Here is a 14,429-nt window from a genome sequence, read left to right on the forward strand (position 1 = left end):
ATGTCTTTGTTAACATTTGATAAAGTAAACTTGAAAAATATCGTTGCTGATATTTTTCAAGCTGAAGGGTTAAGTTCCCAAGAATCCGAGACTATTGCAAAACACTTAGTGCTTGCGAATTTAAGAGGTGTCGATTCACATGGAGTCACTCGTATAAAAAACTATACAGAAAAAAAAACAAACCAACAGAGATCGTCAGAGAAACAGCTGTAAGTGCGCTCTTGGACGGCAACAATCAGCTAGGCATTTTATCAGCAACAGAGGGTATTAACCTCGCCATAGATAAAGCGAAGCAAACAGGTGTTGGCATCATCGGCATCAATAATTCTAATCATTGCGGTATGCTCGCCGACTATACAGGTTACGCTGCTGAACAAGGCTATGTAGCAATGGCTACGACAAATACTCCACCTAACATGGCTCCATGGGGTGGGAAAGAACGATATTTTGGGACTAATCCATTTTCATACGCGGTTCCAACCGGCAATGGGCCGCCGATCATTTTTGATATGGCTACGAGTGTCGTCGCGCGCGGCAAGATTAAACTAGCAGTTAAAAACAATACAAAAATTCCCATCGGATGGGCGCTTACAAAAGACGGTGAACCTACTACCGATGCCCGTGAAGCAATGGAAGGCGTTGTTCTGCCAGTTGGAGGAGCGAAAGGATACGGCCTTGCATTTTTAGTAGAAGTCCTCTCTGGTTTATTTACCGGCGCTGGGTTCGCTTCCCATATCGGCCGCCCTGAAGATCTTCAAACAAGACAAAATATAGGTCAATTTTATTTCGTCATGCGTGCAGATTTATTTCAGGAAATCGAAGAATTCTATCATAATGTTGCAAAACTTAAAGAAGAAATACGTACCATTCCTCTTGCAAAAGGATACGAACGCATTTACTTACCAGGGGAAATTGAACAAGAAAAAATGCTTAAACGGAAACAGGAAGGCATTCCTCTCTCTGACGAAGTCATTTCCGAAATTAACGATGTTGCCGAGAGTTACGGTGTAAATAATAGGCTTGAATAAATAACTGCCCCGTAAAACGGGCGGTTATGTTTCTCCATCGTGTTATGGTCAGTCAAAAATTTCCACAGCTTTGGACATCTTCCCCTACTCCCTCGCATCCTTCATCGTGCGCCAATGCCGCGATATGTTCGTCACCGGTTCCGAGTCGATAAATACCGGCCGGACGCCCTGATACAAATCGGGTTGTCGCTCCTAACAAACGTAAGTAAGCAAGAAACAAAAAACAACGTCCCCTTCCGAAATGCCAAATGATCCCCTACCTAATTTAAGTAATTTGAGTACCTTTTTTGGTAAATCTGGAATATATGGTCTTATCGCCGCAATGATTTTTTCTTTATATTGGATCCAACATCTCCCATGCTTCGCTCTATTGTCACAATCTACTTAATAATCAGTTTTTATTTGGCGCTTTTGGATGAACCTTTTATTTTCCAGAATTTTAATGGTCCTCCTCTTTTATAGTTATAATTTCATTAATATCGTTGATGTCCAATGCGTCAGCAATTTTTTCAATGTGTTCAAGTTGCACACGCTCCCTTTTACCACTAGCAAGCTCACTAAGTGAAGCTCGGCGTATGCCTGTTTTTAAATGTAGCGCGTGGAGCGTGAGGTTATGCTTGTTAAGTAGTTCATTAATCATGATTTCGACTTTTTTCATCTTTTTCACTTCATTTCTCAAAAAAGACTTGCTGTACTAATAAAAGTACACTATAATAATAGAAAATGTTGTACGCTTAAGCGTACGGATGTTAGGAGGCTGAATATAAAAATCAATGAAAGCGTTAACAAGTAGATCGGTTAAAAGTTTAATACCTTATAAAGGGGGCTTTTTTCAAAACATTGATTTGGTGAGGAAAAGTCGGTGACTGAGGTGGGTGATTTAATGATTTTTGTGAGGATTGTAGACTGGATTAACAAACAAATGAGTAGGTTGATCGGACTGTCACTTCTAGTAATGACTATAGTCATATTCTTACAAGTAATGACTCGATTCGTCTTTACAGCAGTTGACATCTACATTAGTATCCCTTGGGCGGAAGAGTTAGCACGCTATCTCATGATATGGATTGTATTTATAGGGGGAGCTTTGGCTACTCGACATGCTAAATTAATTGCGGTGGACGCTTTAGTATTTGCAGTACCTAAAGTTCCGGGTAAACTAATTAAAATTTTTGCACACATTTTATCTCTTTTGTTCTACGTTTGTCTTTTAATCATTGGCATACAATGGGCAAACATAGGCCTTACGGTTAGAGCACCAGTAATGGGGTTTTCAATGATTTATGTATATTTGGCTATGGCTGTTGGAGCAGGATTAATGATATTGAATACAATCACGTTATTTATTGATACTGCTTTAAACAAAAAAGATATTCGTGATCCTACTAGTAATGAAGTTAATACACCAAATCATTAAGGAGGATTACAATTGACAATATTATTAGTTTCCTTAGCTATATTTCTTGCGGTTAGTGTTCCAATAGCTATAACATTAGGTTTATCATCGTTACTTCTCATGCAAGTTAATGACATATCGTGGGTTACTATGGCACAAAACACCTTTGAAAGCATAAACTCTTTTACCCTTTTGGCCATCCCTTTTTTTATTTTAGCAGGACATATTATGCAAGTTGGTGGCATATCCGAACGATTGATGGATTTTGCTAGTGCGCTTCTGTCTTGGGTAAGAGGAGGGGTCGGATCAGTTGCTGTTTTGACAACCATGATATTTTCTACAATGTCGGGATCTTCATCAGCAACGACGGCAGCCATCTCTCCAACGATGATTCCTGCAATGGAAAAAAAGGGGTACCCCAAAAGGTTCGCTGCTGCAACCAGTGCGTCAGCCGGTGAATTAGGGTCAGTTATACCCCCTGCTATTAACATGATTGTATTAGGAATGGTCGCCAATATCTCAATTGGAAGTTTATTTTTAGCTGGCATCATTCCAGGTATTATGGTGGGGCTAAGTTTAATTATAGTTGTTATGGTTATTGCTAAGATAAAAGATTTTGATCCTGTAACTAAAGTGGATAAAGTGCAGTGGTTCAAAAATGTTTTAAAAACATTCGCCGATGCTTTTTTCGCATTACTTATGCCAGCTATTATCTTGGGTGGAATCTATATGGGATGGTTCACGCCCACTGAAGCAGCTGTCATTGCTGTTGTGTATGGTTTGATTGTATCATTGCTTATTTATCGGGATCTTAAGCTTAAAGATTTATTCCCTATCTTTAAAAAAGCAGCATTCACTAGTTCCATTATTATGATAATCGTAGCTTTTGCTGGTATTTTTGGACACATTTTAACCACTGAACGTGTTCCACATCAATTGGGAGAGTTCATCGGTAGCATCACCGAAAATCCTATTATCTTTCTTCTGCTTGCTAACATCATGCTTCTTGTAATAGGAATGTTTATCGAAGCAATTGCTGCAATTGTGATTATAGTTCCAATTTTAGCGCCATTAGCGGCTGATTTTGGTATTGATCCCATTCATTTCGGGATGATCATGATACTAAATTTAGCAATTGGGATGATAACACCACCTGTTGGTGTCAATCTATATGTAGCATGTCAAGTAGCAAATCTTAGAATAGAACAAATCATCCGACCTGTATCCATATTCTTTGGTGTCCTAATCGTTAATCTATTGCTTGTTACGTATCTACCCGTCCTTTCCACGTGGCTTCCGTCGTTAGGTGATTAAAGAAAAGAAACAATTTAAAAAAAGAATTCAATTTTAGATAAGGGAGTATTTTAAAATGGTTAGAAAAAATATTTTATTCATGCTAATCTTAGGATTTACCTTAGGAATCTTGTTAGTTGGATGTGGAGAAAATTCTACCGATGTTGACGGTGGCGATGGCGAAGGAGCAGAGGCTGGCGGTGGAGACGAGGAAGTTGTAGAGTTGAGCCTGGGTCATGTCCTCACAGAAGATAGTAAATTCCATGCCGCTGCTACGGCAATGGCTGAAGAGGTAGAAGAAAGATCGAATGGATCGATGGTCGTCGAGATATTCCCCCAGGGTCAATTGGGTGATGAAAGCCAATTAATTTCATCTGCTCGTTCGGGTGATACAGAGTTAGTTGTATCTGCTATTACTCCTATAACTAATGTAGCTGAAGAATTTGCAATATTTGACCTCCCCTATCTATTTGATGATTTTGAGCATGCGAATCAAATCGTCCCTGAAATAATCCCAGGGTATTTCGATATATTAGAGGATTATGAACTGGTTGGATTAGGATATGTTGGTGGCCAAGAATTTAATGCCTTCGCTACACAACCGATTCATGAAGTATCTGATCTGAACGGATTAAAAATTCGTGTCCCGCCTGCACCAGGTTGGATTGCAAGTTATGAAGAACTAGGAGCTCAAGCCACTCCAACAGAATATTCTGAGGTTTATATTGGATTGGAACAAGGTACCCTCGATGGCGGCGTTACATCACCAGAACAATTTATCCAAGATAATTTTAATGAAGTGGCGGATTATTATAGTTTGACCCGGTCGCATATGCAACATATTGTAATGACTGCTTCGCAGGAAGCAATGGATTCGTTAACTGATGACCAGCAAGAGATTATCCGAGAATCGGCTGAAATAGCGACTGAGTCTGCCAAGGATTTTTATGAAGAAATTTACCATGAGTCTTTGGAAGAAGCAGAAAATACAGGAACAGAAATCATTGAACCAGATTTAGAAGGATTCAGGGAGCAAGGGGAGCAGGTGTATGATGAATTGATACAAGATGTTCCTAATGGGCAAGAGTTATTTGATGAGATTCAAGAAGCAAGGTAAGGGCGAAAAAAGGTTGGGGCATCCCGAATGTCGGGACCCCACCTTATATTGATTATTTTTTCATACGAAGGAGACATTTCAATGAGAGATTTAATAGGTTATGGTCAAAATCCCCCCACTATTAGCTGGCCCAATGGCGCACGATTAGCCATTTCGATTGTAGTGAATTATGAGGAAGGGTCGGAAAGATCCTTTGCGCTGGGTGACCCTGATCAAGAATCATCCACTGAATGGGGATCCTATCATCTTCCGCCAGAGATTCGCAATCTAGCAATGGAATCCATGTATGAATATGGTTCAAGAGTTGGCATATGGCGTATCATGCGTATTCTTGAAGAAATGAATGTGAAATCTACTTTTTTTGCATGTGCACTAGCCTTTGAACAAGCACCCGAAGTGGCAAAAGCCGCAGTGGACGGTGGACATGAAATAACTAGCCACGGATACCGATGGGAAGAAGTATTCAGATTAACCAAAGAGGAAGAGCGAGAGCGGATTCAAAAGGCAATAAATTCCTCTATTCAAACAACTGGAAAGCGACCCAATGGTTGGTATTGCCGATATGGTCCAAGTGTTCATACAAGGGAATTGCTTGTAGAGGACGGAGGATTTTTATACGACTCCGACGCATACAATGATGATGTTCCCTATTTTACCGAGGTAAAAGGAAAAAATCACTTAGTTGTACCCTATACTCCTGACATAAACGATTTTAGATTCTGGCAATCCCCGGGTCTTATAAAATCTTCGGATTTCTTTGAATATGCGAAGGACTCATTTGACACTTTGTACGCTGAAGCAGCGTCGCACACCAAAATGATGTCTATTGGGTTGCATCCAAGAATTATAGGGCGCCCTGGTCGTTCAAAAGGATTAAAGGATTTTATTGAATATGCCCAACAGTTTCCGGACGTTTGGTTTGCAACTCGTGAAGAGATAGCAAACTGGTGGATTGAAAACGCAAAATAATGAGAGGGTACTATGAACACTAAGGCTCCCGGCCCCTACACGGTGGCTGGGGCAATTTTTTGAGGTCTCTTAGAGAAGGAGTTATTTCATGAAAAAGGGAATTAGTGATACCGTATTTATACCTGGCTTAGACACGGAAACATTTCTGATTGCATCAGGAAAAGCAGGATTTGCTGGAGTAGAACTTAATTTTCGTGAAAAAGAAGGAAAATTAGATGCTGATACAACCTCAGCCCAAGCAAGAGTGCTTGCACAAATGGCCACAGACAATGGTTTAGAGATCGTGTCCTTATCGACACAGTTGTTTAATGATTACCCCCTCTCTTCCAGTGACACAACGTTACGTGAAAAGGGGAAAGAAATTGCTATACGCATGATTGAATTGGCTACGGAGATGGAAACAAAACTCATACAAATTGTTCCCGGTGTACTCTCCCCGGATCAACCATATCAAACTGCTTATGATTTGGCGCAGCAAACGCTTCTGCAATTGGCAACAGAAGCATCTGCTGCTGACATAACGATTGGAATAGAAAATGTTAGTAATAAATTTTTGCCCAGCCCTTTAGAATTTGTTCGTTTTCTGGATGAAATTAACCAACCTTGCATTCAAGCTTACTTTGACAGTGGGAACGCTATGGTCACAGGGTACCCGGATCATTTTATCGATTTGTTAAGCAAACGAATAGCAGCGATTCACATGAAAAACTACCGTCAATCCACAGGAGATTTTGTTTCAGCTCTTGATGGGGATATCAATTTGCGCTCCATGATGCATGCATTACGCAAAATTCCTTATAAGGGATATGTGATTATGACTCCCCCTTATCCATCTACTTACTGTTCGGCACAACTTATTGAAATAGCGTCACTGGAGTTAACAGAGGTTCTGAACCTTTCAGAACAGTAAAAGCCCCTTTTGCTGCGGCCGCTTCCTTAAAGTGCGCACCTCTAATTTCTCAACGGCGGTGCCCCCCATGTATTCAAACACATTTTGGTGAAGTTTAATACAAAACGCTAAAGCCATGGATAAAAGATTTAGATAAGATTCACAGCCATTGGCACAACCTTTGTTCTAATGGCTGTGCTATTTTATGCCTTATTAGCAGTGGCTCTCTTTTCCGCATTCACTGGCCCAGATGTCCGCAATACTCAGTTAAGTACGGATACGCTAAAAAAATGCATGATTGTTGGTTAGACAACATAATGGCATCCTCTATGATGTAAACGACTTCTCCAGTTTTACGACTTCCGCCAAGCGAACGTTTCATCAAGCATCCGATCTGTAACACCGGCCCCGGATCCCACGCTGCCCTTTGATATAAATTCCTTCAAAAGATACAGCACTTAAATAGCCTATATATACCTATATTATAATTTTCCGAAAATTATTAATGACTTTATGCTCATATCCTGCTATATTTATAATACCTAGGAATCTATATGTGAAAGGGCGGCGCCGTTCCTGGGAAGGATTTACCGTGAGTAATTATCAATCGGCCCGTCAACAATATTCATTCGAGGACATTTATCAGCAGTACACACCGTTAGTCTATGGGATGCTTAAACGACTCCATATTCACAGCAATCATGAGGACTTTGTGCAGGCTGGATATGTAGGGCTTTGGCTTGCGTACCAACATCACGATGGTGAAAAGGGACCTTTCCCCCCTTATGCTTTCGTTCGTGTCAGTGGAGAAATGTTGACGATGCTGAAGAAGGATGCCAATTATTACGATCGGCATTCGTTCAGTCCCAATGATCAGGAGCCTGCTCAAGTGCGCATAGAGACAGAATCCTGGATGCCAGATTTAGACACCCTAGCCCCTTACTTGAACATGTTATCCGACCGTGAACAACGTTGGGTCATCGAGCACGCCGTGCACGACCTTCCCCCGCGCATGATCGCGGCCAAGTACAACGTTTCCGTCGAAACGGTGAAAGGTTGGCGGAAAGGAGCATTAGCGAAACTAAAAAAATATGTAAAATAATTTCGGAAGGGAGCCTGCAGTTATTGCGCTGCAGGCTTGTAAATGAAAACAGAAATGTTCCTTTGGGTAACATATTCTCAAGGGTTTTTAGTGCTGCAATCACGATTGATAAAGCAAGTGTTCCACACAGTATTCAGTACCCCTTATTGCCCTGCTACAGCTACCGTACGTCAGGTTTTTTTAAGTAATACTCATTGTGAACCTATGTTGTTATTCTGTTGTTTTGCAACCGAGGGTCGAAATTCAGATGTAGAAAAAATATTGTCTCTAATTCCAATCATCAACAATAGATTCCCAATCAATTTTCCTTTCTGTATTACCTACCCAGACATCATAGAATTCCGGGTCATCTGAGCGTGGTCTTTGGTTTTCCTTTAATTCATTCAAGTTTACTATTATTGGAATTAACGAAGCCCAACCAACTAAGATAGCTTGCCGAGATGGTAAACTGGGTAGGTCATTCAATAATCCTTCTACATTGTCTGGAACTAATCGTCTTACTAAATCTTGGTCACGGTCGTTCACAAGCCTGTGAAGTAAAAAAGTATTACATTGTGATAGAACGGTGGGAGATAACTCTGATGGCCTTTGTGAAGATACAATTAAACCCAGCCCAAATTTCCGGCCTTCCCTTGCAATCCGTTCGAATGTTTGAGTACATGCATATGAAGGCGAATTTTCATCATTATTTTTCTTTATGAAATTATGTGCCTCTTCCATTGCAAGTACTGTCGGTAGAGTCTTTCCATCATTTAATTTACGATACCTTTGCATGGATTCAAAAACTACCCTCGAAATTACTGAAGTAATAATGTGAGTGATTTCACTTGGTACTAATGATAAATCTATAATGGTAATATTACCATTTTCCCCATTATCCTTACCAATATAATTATTCAACCATCCCAATAAGCTCTCGCTTTTTTCATTTGAGATTATTGGCTTCATCCTTATATCAGACAACATTGTCCTTATTCTCTCAATAAGAGGCTGAACATATTGGATATTTCCCGAACTTTCAGCAGTTAGTTCCAAATGACTAGGTAAATTTTCTATTTCAAAAGAAATTGGTGTATCTGCCCCCTTATCTGTTATAACCTCTTCTTGGGAAATGGGCAGATTATCAAGCACGGATTCTAGCTCTTTTAAAATTTCCCTTAACTCCGGTTCGTTAAAACCATTGTATCCAGTCGTACCAGTTTTGCTCTTCCAAGACTTTGAACTTCTTATATGTTCCACTTTTTCATGTAAGGTTTCTAAATCATATTCTACTTGTTGATCAACATAATAAGCAATTTCCTTTTGTAATTCTTCCAACAATTTGCCGCATTCCATTTTGCTACGATATTGTCCACTATAGGCTTCAGGCCCACTATTAATTTTCACTCTCAGTTGAGTGGATCTACCCTTAATAACACGATAAAGTCTTTTCTCTATAGATTCTTCTAAATCAACCCCTGTTCTCATCTCTTTCAAGCTTTTTATCAGTAATGGCTTTTGAGCCTGCGAAGTTGCATTAGAAAACACACTCCATTCTTCGCTATTCCACATCCAAGCAGGAACTTTTAAGAGCGAACTTTCCTCATTTTCCGGTTTCACTTGAAACACACGTTTCTCGAAATCGGGAAATGCATTATTATATTCACCATTAGGATCTAGTATAATAAAGCGGGCATTTAATTTATCTCTCTTTGATTTTTCTTGCGCGTTCTCTAAAGACCACCGGATCACTCCAGCTACTGAGCATGATTTGCCACTTCCAGTATTGCCTAAAACAGCTAAATGTCTTCCGAATATTTTGTCAGGATCAACTGATACCTTTGCGTTCTGAGCCAATGGAGCTTCTCCAATCATAAATCGCTTTTGATCGTTATCTCCTTCTATAATGGACTCGAGCTGCTCCTTAGTAGGTAACATCACTTTATCGCCAACTGTTGGAAAAGCAGATACCCCTCGTTCTAGTTTGTATTTTCTATAGGGCGGGGAATCAACAAACTCTTGTTTCAACATTCCAATTGCCATTAAATGCATTTTTCGGGATGGATATGGTAGATCAATCAATCCAAAATCTTTTAAACCAGTTCTTTTAGGATACATTGAATTTTCAATGCCAACCCATTCTATAAGACCTACAACAGCACCTCCTTCATTAGGGATGAGTATATAGCTGTTAATTTTCGGAAATGCTCTAGGAATTCCTGCATTTAAAGTGGTTGTTTGAGGTGCTTCTATATCCAACAATGTAACTATTTTAGATGATGAAACAGATTCTACATTTCCGATAACTAATGATGAAGCAATCTCGATGGGACTATTCATTTTCTTTTTCACCTCCGTTTTCATTCTTAATATTTTCAAAGTTCTCTTTGTAATCAGGTGATCTCTTTTCAAGTAATTGAGCTTGACGTGATGTTATATAATCGATTGCAGGTTTAGGTAAATAATATTTCACTAAATCTTCTATATTCCCAAAATGATCACCAATTAATAAAGTCATTTGTGTATCTTTACCAATATTTTCGATAAAATTTGTGATTCTCCCTCCAGCATCATCAAAGGATATTATTACTAAGTGAGTAGAAGGGACTGTAAGCATGTCCCTAATCACTCTGTTGATATGGTCATCTCCAAAACCATAACCATAAGTTATTAAGACAGAATTGGGTTGGCAAATTCCAGTGGCGAAATCCCTAAATAAATCAGCATAAGGATATTCTAACGTCTCGACATCCTTTGCAGGATTTGGATAAATCATAACTGATTCAGCGGGTGACTCAGGAATATCATTATGTTCTACTGAAGCTCCAAATGGTATCCCGTACCGCCTTAAATATGGTGCTTCGTATTTCCAGTCGATTGAACCATGCAATTTTGTATATCTGGCCACACCTTCTAAATATCTTGGTTCTCCTCTTATCCCAGGGGGATTATAATGCATATCTATACCTAATTTAGAAGATCTATAAATTGGATTTAAAGAACCTACAAACCTATCGATTAGCCTTAATCCTAATAAGTCACTGATGTACTCGATTAGACGATCGTAATTTGTTGTATATATATTCAACCTTTCTCTCGACGCGGTTCGACTCGCAAAACTCAGAATAAAGGAGCTAAGTACTTCTTCGACATGATTCTCCGAAGCGCTATTTTTAATGCCTTCCTCAGTTACTAGAATATCTTTTAATAATTGTCTAATTACTTCGTTTAAGTGTGTTTTCCAATCTGTAACTCGATGATCGTCAATCATCTCCAAACCTTTAATTAATGTAATCATTGATCGTATTTGATCCTCAAGATTAGGTCTTCCCCTTCCTGCAAGCTCTGCAGTTCGTCTGGCTTCTTCCATCACATTTTCATTCAAGTCAAGCTCATTCTCATCAACAGCCATCCCTGCGGAAAAGGCATTAGACATCACAGCAGCACCAGTTGTGAAGCCATTACCAAGCAATAATGATAAATGCTCACTTTGGCAGAGTGCTGACAGCCACGGTTCAATTATGTATTTAGCTCTCTCTGCTTCCTCTGAGTTTACGCCATCTTCAAATTCTTTTCTGGTATCGCCTATTTTATAAATGTTTTTCCCCATTTTGATCTCCCCCCTGAAGGCATACCATATGCCCGGCAAATGTCCATCAACGCATCCATACACGTCCGTATTAATTCACAATAATGACAGCTTTGGGCACCTTTCCGAGATCAACTGTGACGCGGGATGGGATATTTCTCGTGGTGATACTTTAACGGCTATCACCTTTACATGTTCACCGCGGCCGATTTTCTGGTGAGTAACTAATCCTCAAATTTTTCAACACCCTCAATATTTGTCGTTTCATCAAAGTCATAAACGATAGCTACGCTATGTTTAGCTCTTGTTATAGCAACGTAAAATTTAGATCGACTCATTGACTTTAATTCTGTGTCGTTGTTTTTCAACCAATCAATATAGGGTTTTGTAGGGTATATTAGAACTCTATCGTAGGTTAACCCTTTAGACTCTCCGAAATTAACTACCTTATAATTGTTATTCACTTTCGTTTTGACGTTCTCTCTTAGTTGCACTGGTTCGTATAGTTCTAAATACTTTTCCAAATCCTTATTTTTAACTAAGAATACCCCGTTGTGGTTGGCTTCTATATTTTGATTAGATCTACTTTTTGGGAATTCTGGATACAGCTTTGAAGCAAAGTCACATATTTCTTGATTATTTCTATGAGAAGAATTTAATGTTTTCTCATCAATATCACAAATACTTCCACATTCATTTTCGATAAAATCTTTTATTTTCCCCTCTCTATATTTATTATGCTTATTCTCATGATGAGTAAGATACGTTACTTGACGAGGATCTCCAACTAGGTGAATCTTAGAATTGCTTTTTAGAAGTAACTTGATAATTTCTAAATCATATCCTGCAAGATCCTGTACTTCATCAACATATATGTGGGTAAAGATCCTGCTCAACCTTTTTATTACCTCCCCGTTACTTTCCATATTACACTTAACAACAAATTTTGATACTTTGTCAGAATAAATTTTGTGGTCATTAGTGAAATAATGTTTTTTTACTTCTTTTTCTTTATAATAAACAGGGGCATCTTTTTTCTTATTATAATACTTAAATCCCGACTTTTTATTTACAAGCAACATACCTTTTATTTTCTCATCAAATAAATAGCTTTGATACGGTCTAACCCCATGTTGTAATAATAAGGAAAACCATGTTTGGATTTTTATATTTTGAGGTATGCACTTATTTTTCTTAATGATTTTTCTACGTATTTGTGCCTCGTTTGCTTGTGTATAAGTAGTTATTAATATTGGTTCATCTTTATGTAAAAGTGCTTGTTCTATAAGATGCGTCGTTTTACCTGCGCCAGCAGCCGCAATTGTCAGTTTGTTATGAGTCATTATCTACTCTATTGCCTCCAGTATATAATTCGGAAAATTAATTTTCTCTTCTGTATTGAAGATTTTTAAGGCGCAATCAGTTTTATGATTATTCATATATATATGTAGTTCTTCTTCCGATTTGTCTTTAGTATTTAGTATATTGTTGATTTCCTGAAGATCATTGTTCTTTAATATCTTAGGTTCTAAAGTATTGTAGTTAAAGGGCTTATTGTTAATTACTAAATCTCCTTTATCTACTTCGTGATCGTAACAAATTTTGATGTTCGGGTAGTCTTCGTCCAAATACTTACTGTATTTATCTCTTACTGCTTCAACGTCTCCATCACTGTCAGTAACGACCACAACTTGTTTATTAATTTTTTCAGCTATTTCCAGAAACCTTAAGAATGAAGTGCCTACCGAAATTACATCAACCCCATCTTCAATAGGTAGTTTACCGTCATTTTGTAACATATATGCTTTTTGAACAACTAGTTCATCGGAAGCGCCTTCAACCAAAATTGCCTTATCACATAAAATCAATCGTAATGTATCATACCCAGAAACTTTTTCAAAGAAATTTTGAGTGTCGGGTAGTAAGCTTTTAAGTTGTACTGTCCTGTTATCATTCAACAATATTAGATTATTTAGACCCAATTTATTTGCTACGAAGCTATTATGGGTTGAAATGATTATTTGTTTATCTTTATGATGGCGCTTAATATTTTCGACAAACTGGTTAAGTTTCGAATGAGAAAGATGATTCTCTGGTTCCTCTATTAAAATAACATTTGCTTCTTTAGATTTATTATGTGCTAAAGCTAATTGGGTTTTTATAGTGGATTGTTCACCTTTTCCTAAAAAATGAAAAGGAACACTGTCAACATAAGTCATTAAACTATTTTCCCACGCGTTCTTGGACACAAGATCAACTGATAGTTCTACTTCCTTATCAGAAATTTTCGGTGCTTGACTAATTTTTTTATTTATTGCATTAATAGATGGATCTGCCATAAAACTTTCTCTCATTTTTCTATGTGCTTGTGAAATGTCGACCATTTCCTCTGGTTCTAAATTGTTACGAACAATTTGAGAAATATACAGATCCGATCCATTTTGATTCCTTTTATTTGAAGTATCAATCATTGCTGATTTTATTGGTATACTTCTAGGTGTAATAGGGGCTCTCGCAAAAGAACACCAAGTAATCTCATAATATTCTATTGGAATAGTTTTGATATTCCCCTTTTGAACTAAACTCTCATATTCATCTGTGTAATTTTCGTCAAATGCTATTTTAAATGAGACTCCACATTCTTTATTCTTTTCACTATTACCATTGCCTTCTAATATAGGGTAATCGTCTCCATCAATATAAACTTCAATTAATACATAAGGAAGTACAGGGCTATTGTTATGCTCTAAATCATATATGTATTTATCTACAACTTGGTTATTAAATAAATACTGTGTAAGTTCATTGCGAATGTACCTGCCATTAAAGAAACCGGTTAATGCTAAATGAATAGCCTCTAAAATAGTTGATTTCCCTGCTTCATTATTACCAACTAATACGTTTAATCCACTATTAAAATCAATTAAAAATTTCCCTTCAAATCCTTTGAAATTCTCAATTATTATCTTTTTAATAGTCATCTAAGTCACATCCTTTGCTAAGTGCTTCGTTAGTGTTCCCAAGTATGTTCATTTAACAGCCATTTTTTCATTTCCGCATTTAAGTG

Annotated in this window: 12 protein-coding genes and 1 pseudogene; 7 read left to right on the forward strand and 6 right to left on the reverse strand. The window is 38.0% G+C overall.

The window, feature by feature from the left end; genetic code table 11:
• Window positions 1–1,028: pseudogene (locus tag DT065_RS04170) on the forward strand (Ldh family oxidoreductase).
• A 52-nt stretch (window positions 1,029–1,080) separates the two neighbouring features.
• Here DT065_RS04170 and DT065_RS18760 read toward each other — a convergent pair.
• Together DT065_RS18760 and DT065_RS04175 are read right to left on the reverse strand one after the other, a co-directional pair.
• Window positions 1,081–1,248, reverse strand: a complete 168-nt coding sequence (locus DT065_RS18760; protein ID WP_160112399.1) for a hypothetical protein — start codon at window positions 1,246–1,248, stop codon at window positions 1,081–1,083.
• Between the two features lie 219 nt (window positions 1,249–1,467).
• Entirely contained in the window at window positions 1,468–1,686 is a 219-nt protein-coding gene (locus DT065_RS04175) for a helix-turn-helix domain-containing protein (RefSeq protein WP_114371152.1), read from the reverse strand.
• Window positions 1,687–1,890: 204 nt separating this feature from the next.
• Here DT065_RS04175 and DT065_RS04180 point away from each other — a divergent pair, with 204 nt between their 5' ends.
• The 6 genes from DT065_RS04180 (at window position 1,891) to DT065_RS04205 (ending at window position 7,794) form a co-directional block, all read left to right on the forward strand.
• On the forward strand, window positions 1,891–2,445 hold the full coding sequence (locus tag DT065_RS04180) for a TRAP transporter small permease (protein WP_160112400.1): 555 nt from the start codon (window positions 1,891–1,893) through the stop codon (window positions 2,443–2,445).
• Between the two features lie 12 nt (window positions 2,446–2,457).
• Window positions 2,458–3,738, forward strand: coding sequence for a TRAP transporter large permease (locus tag DT065_RS04185; RefSeq protein ID WP_114371156.1), 1,281 nt, complete (start codon window positions 2,458–2,460; stop codon window positions 3,736–3,738).
• Between the two features lie 55 nt (window positions 3,739–3,793).
• Window positions 3,794–4,834, forward strand: a complete 1,041-nt coding sequence (locus tag DT065_RS04190; protein WP_114371158.1) for a TRAP transporter substrate-binding protein — start codon at window positions 3,794–3,796, stop codon at window positions 4,832–4,834.
• An 81-nt stretch (window positions 4,835–4,915) separates the two neighbouring features.
• On the forward strand, window positions 4,916–5,803 hold the full coding sequence (locus DT065_RS04195; protein WP_114371160.1) for an allantoinase PuuE: 888 nt from the start codon (window positions 4,916–4,918) through the stop codon (window positions 5,801–5,803).
• 88 nt (window positions 5,804–5,891) lie between these two features.
• A complete protein-coding gene (locus tag DT065_RS04200) occupies window positions 5,892–6,713 on the forward strand; it encodes a sugar phosphate isomerase/epimerase family protein (RefSeq protein ID WP_114371162.1) in 822 nt (273 codons plus the stop codon).
• 571 nt (window positions 6,714–7,284) lie between these two features.
• Window positions 7,285–7,794 (forward strand): sigma-70 family RNA polymerase sigma factor, encoded by a 510-nt coding sequence (locus DT065_RS04205; RefSeq protein ID WP_160112401.1) that lies wholly within the window; start codon window positions 7,285–7,287, stop codon window positions 7,792–7,794.
• Window positions 7,795–8,061: 267 nt separating this feature from the next.
• Here DT065_RS04205 and DT065_RS04210 read toward each other — a convergent pair whose 3' ends face one another.
• The 4 genes from DT065_RS04210 to DT065_RS04225 form a co-directional block, all read right to left on the reverse strand.
• Window positions 8,062–10,125, reverse strand: a complete 2,064-nt coding sequence (locus DT065_RS04210; protein WP_227002723.1) for an ATP-binding protein — start codon at window positions 10,123–10,125, stop codon at window positions 8,062–8,064.
• Window positions 10,106–11,383 carry an SIR2 family protein gene (locus DT065_RS04215; protein WP_114371168.1) on the reverse strand — a complete coding sequence of 426 codons (1,278 nt, stop codon included), beginning with the start codon at window positions 11,381–11,383 and terminating at the stop codon, window positions 10,106–10,108. The genes DT065_RS04210 and DT065_RS04215 overlap by 20 nt, the downstream gene beginning before the upstream one ends.
• A gap of 203 nt (window positions 11,384–11,586) precedes the next feature.
• Window positions 11,587–12,705, reverse strand: a complete 1,119-nt coding sequence (locus DT065_RS04220; protein ID WP_114371170.1) for a UvrD-helicase domain-containing protein — start codon at window positions 12,703–12,705, stop codon at window positions 11,587–11,589.
• A gap of 3 nt (window positions 12,706–12,708) precedes the next feature.
• A complete protein-coding gene (locus DT065_RS04225) occupies window positions 12,709–14,343 on the reverse strand; it encodes an ATP-dependent nuclease (protein ID WP_114371172.1) in 1,635 nt (544 codons plus the stop codon).
• Window positions 14,344–14,429 lie beyond the last annotated feature (86 nt).

Source organism: Salicibibacter kimchii, assembly GCF_003336365.1.
Lineage (GTDB): Bacteria > Bacillota > Bacilli > Bacillales > Marinococcaceae > Salicibibacter > Salicibibacter kimchii.

Coding starts and splice junctions, on each gene's coding strand:
- DT065_RS04175 (WP_114371152.1), bottom strand. CDS start 1,686: ATGAAAAAAGTCGAAATCATGATTAATGAACTACTTAACAAGCATAAC.
- DT065_RS04190 (WP_114371158.1), top strand. CDS start 3,794: ATGGTTAGAAAAAATATTTTATTCATGCTAATCTTAGGATTTACCTTA.
- DT065_RS04195 (WP_114371160.1), top strand. CDS start 4,916: ATGAGAGATTTAATAGGTTATGGTCAAAATCCCCCCACTATTAGCTGG.
- DT065_RS04200 (WP_114371162.1), top strand. CDS start 5,892: ATGAAAAAGGGAATTAGTGATACCGTATTTATACCTGGCTTAGACACG.
- DT065_RS04215 (WP_114371168.1), bottom strand. CDS start 11,383: ATGGGGAAAAACATTTATAAAATAGGCGATACCAGAAAAGAATTTGAA.
- DT065_RS04220 (WP_114371170.1), bottom strand. CDS start 12,705: ATGACTCATAACAAACTGACAATTGCGGCTGCTGGCGCAGGTAAAACG.
- DT065_RS04225 (WP_114371172.1), bottom strand. CDS start 14,343: ATGACTATTAAAAAGATAATAATTGAGAATTTCAAAGGATTTGAAGGG.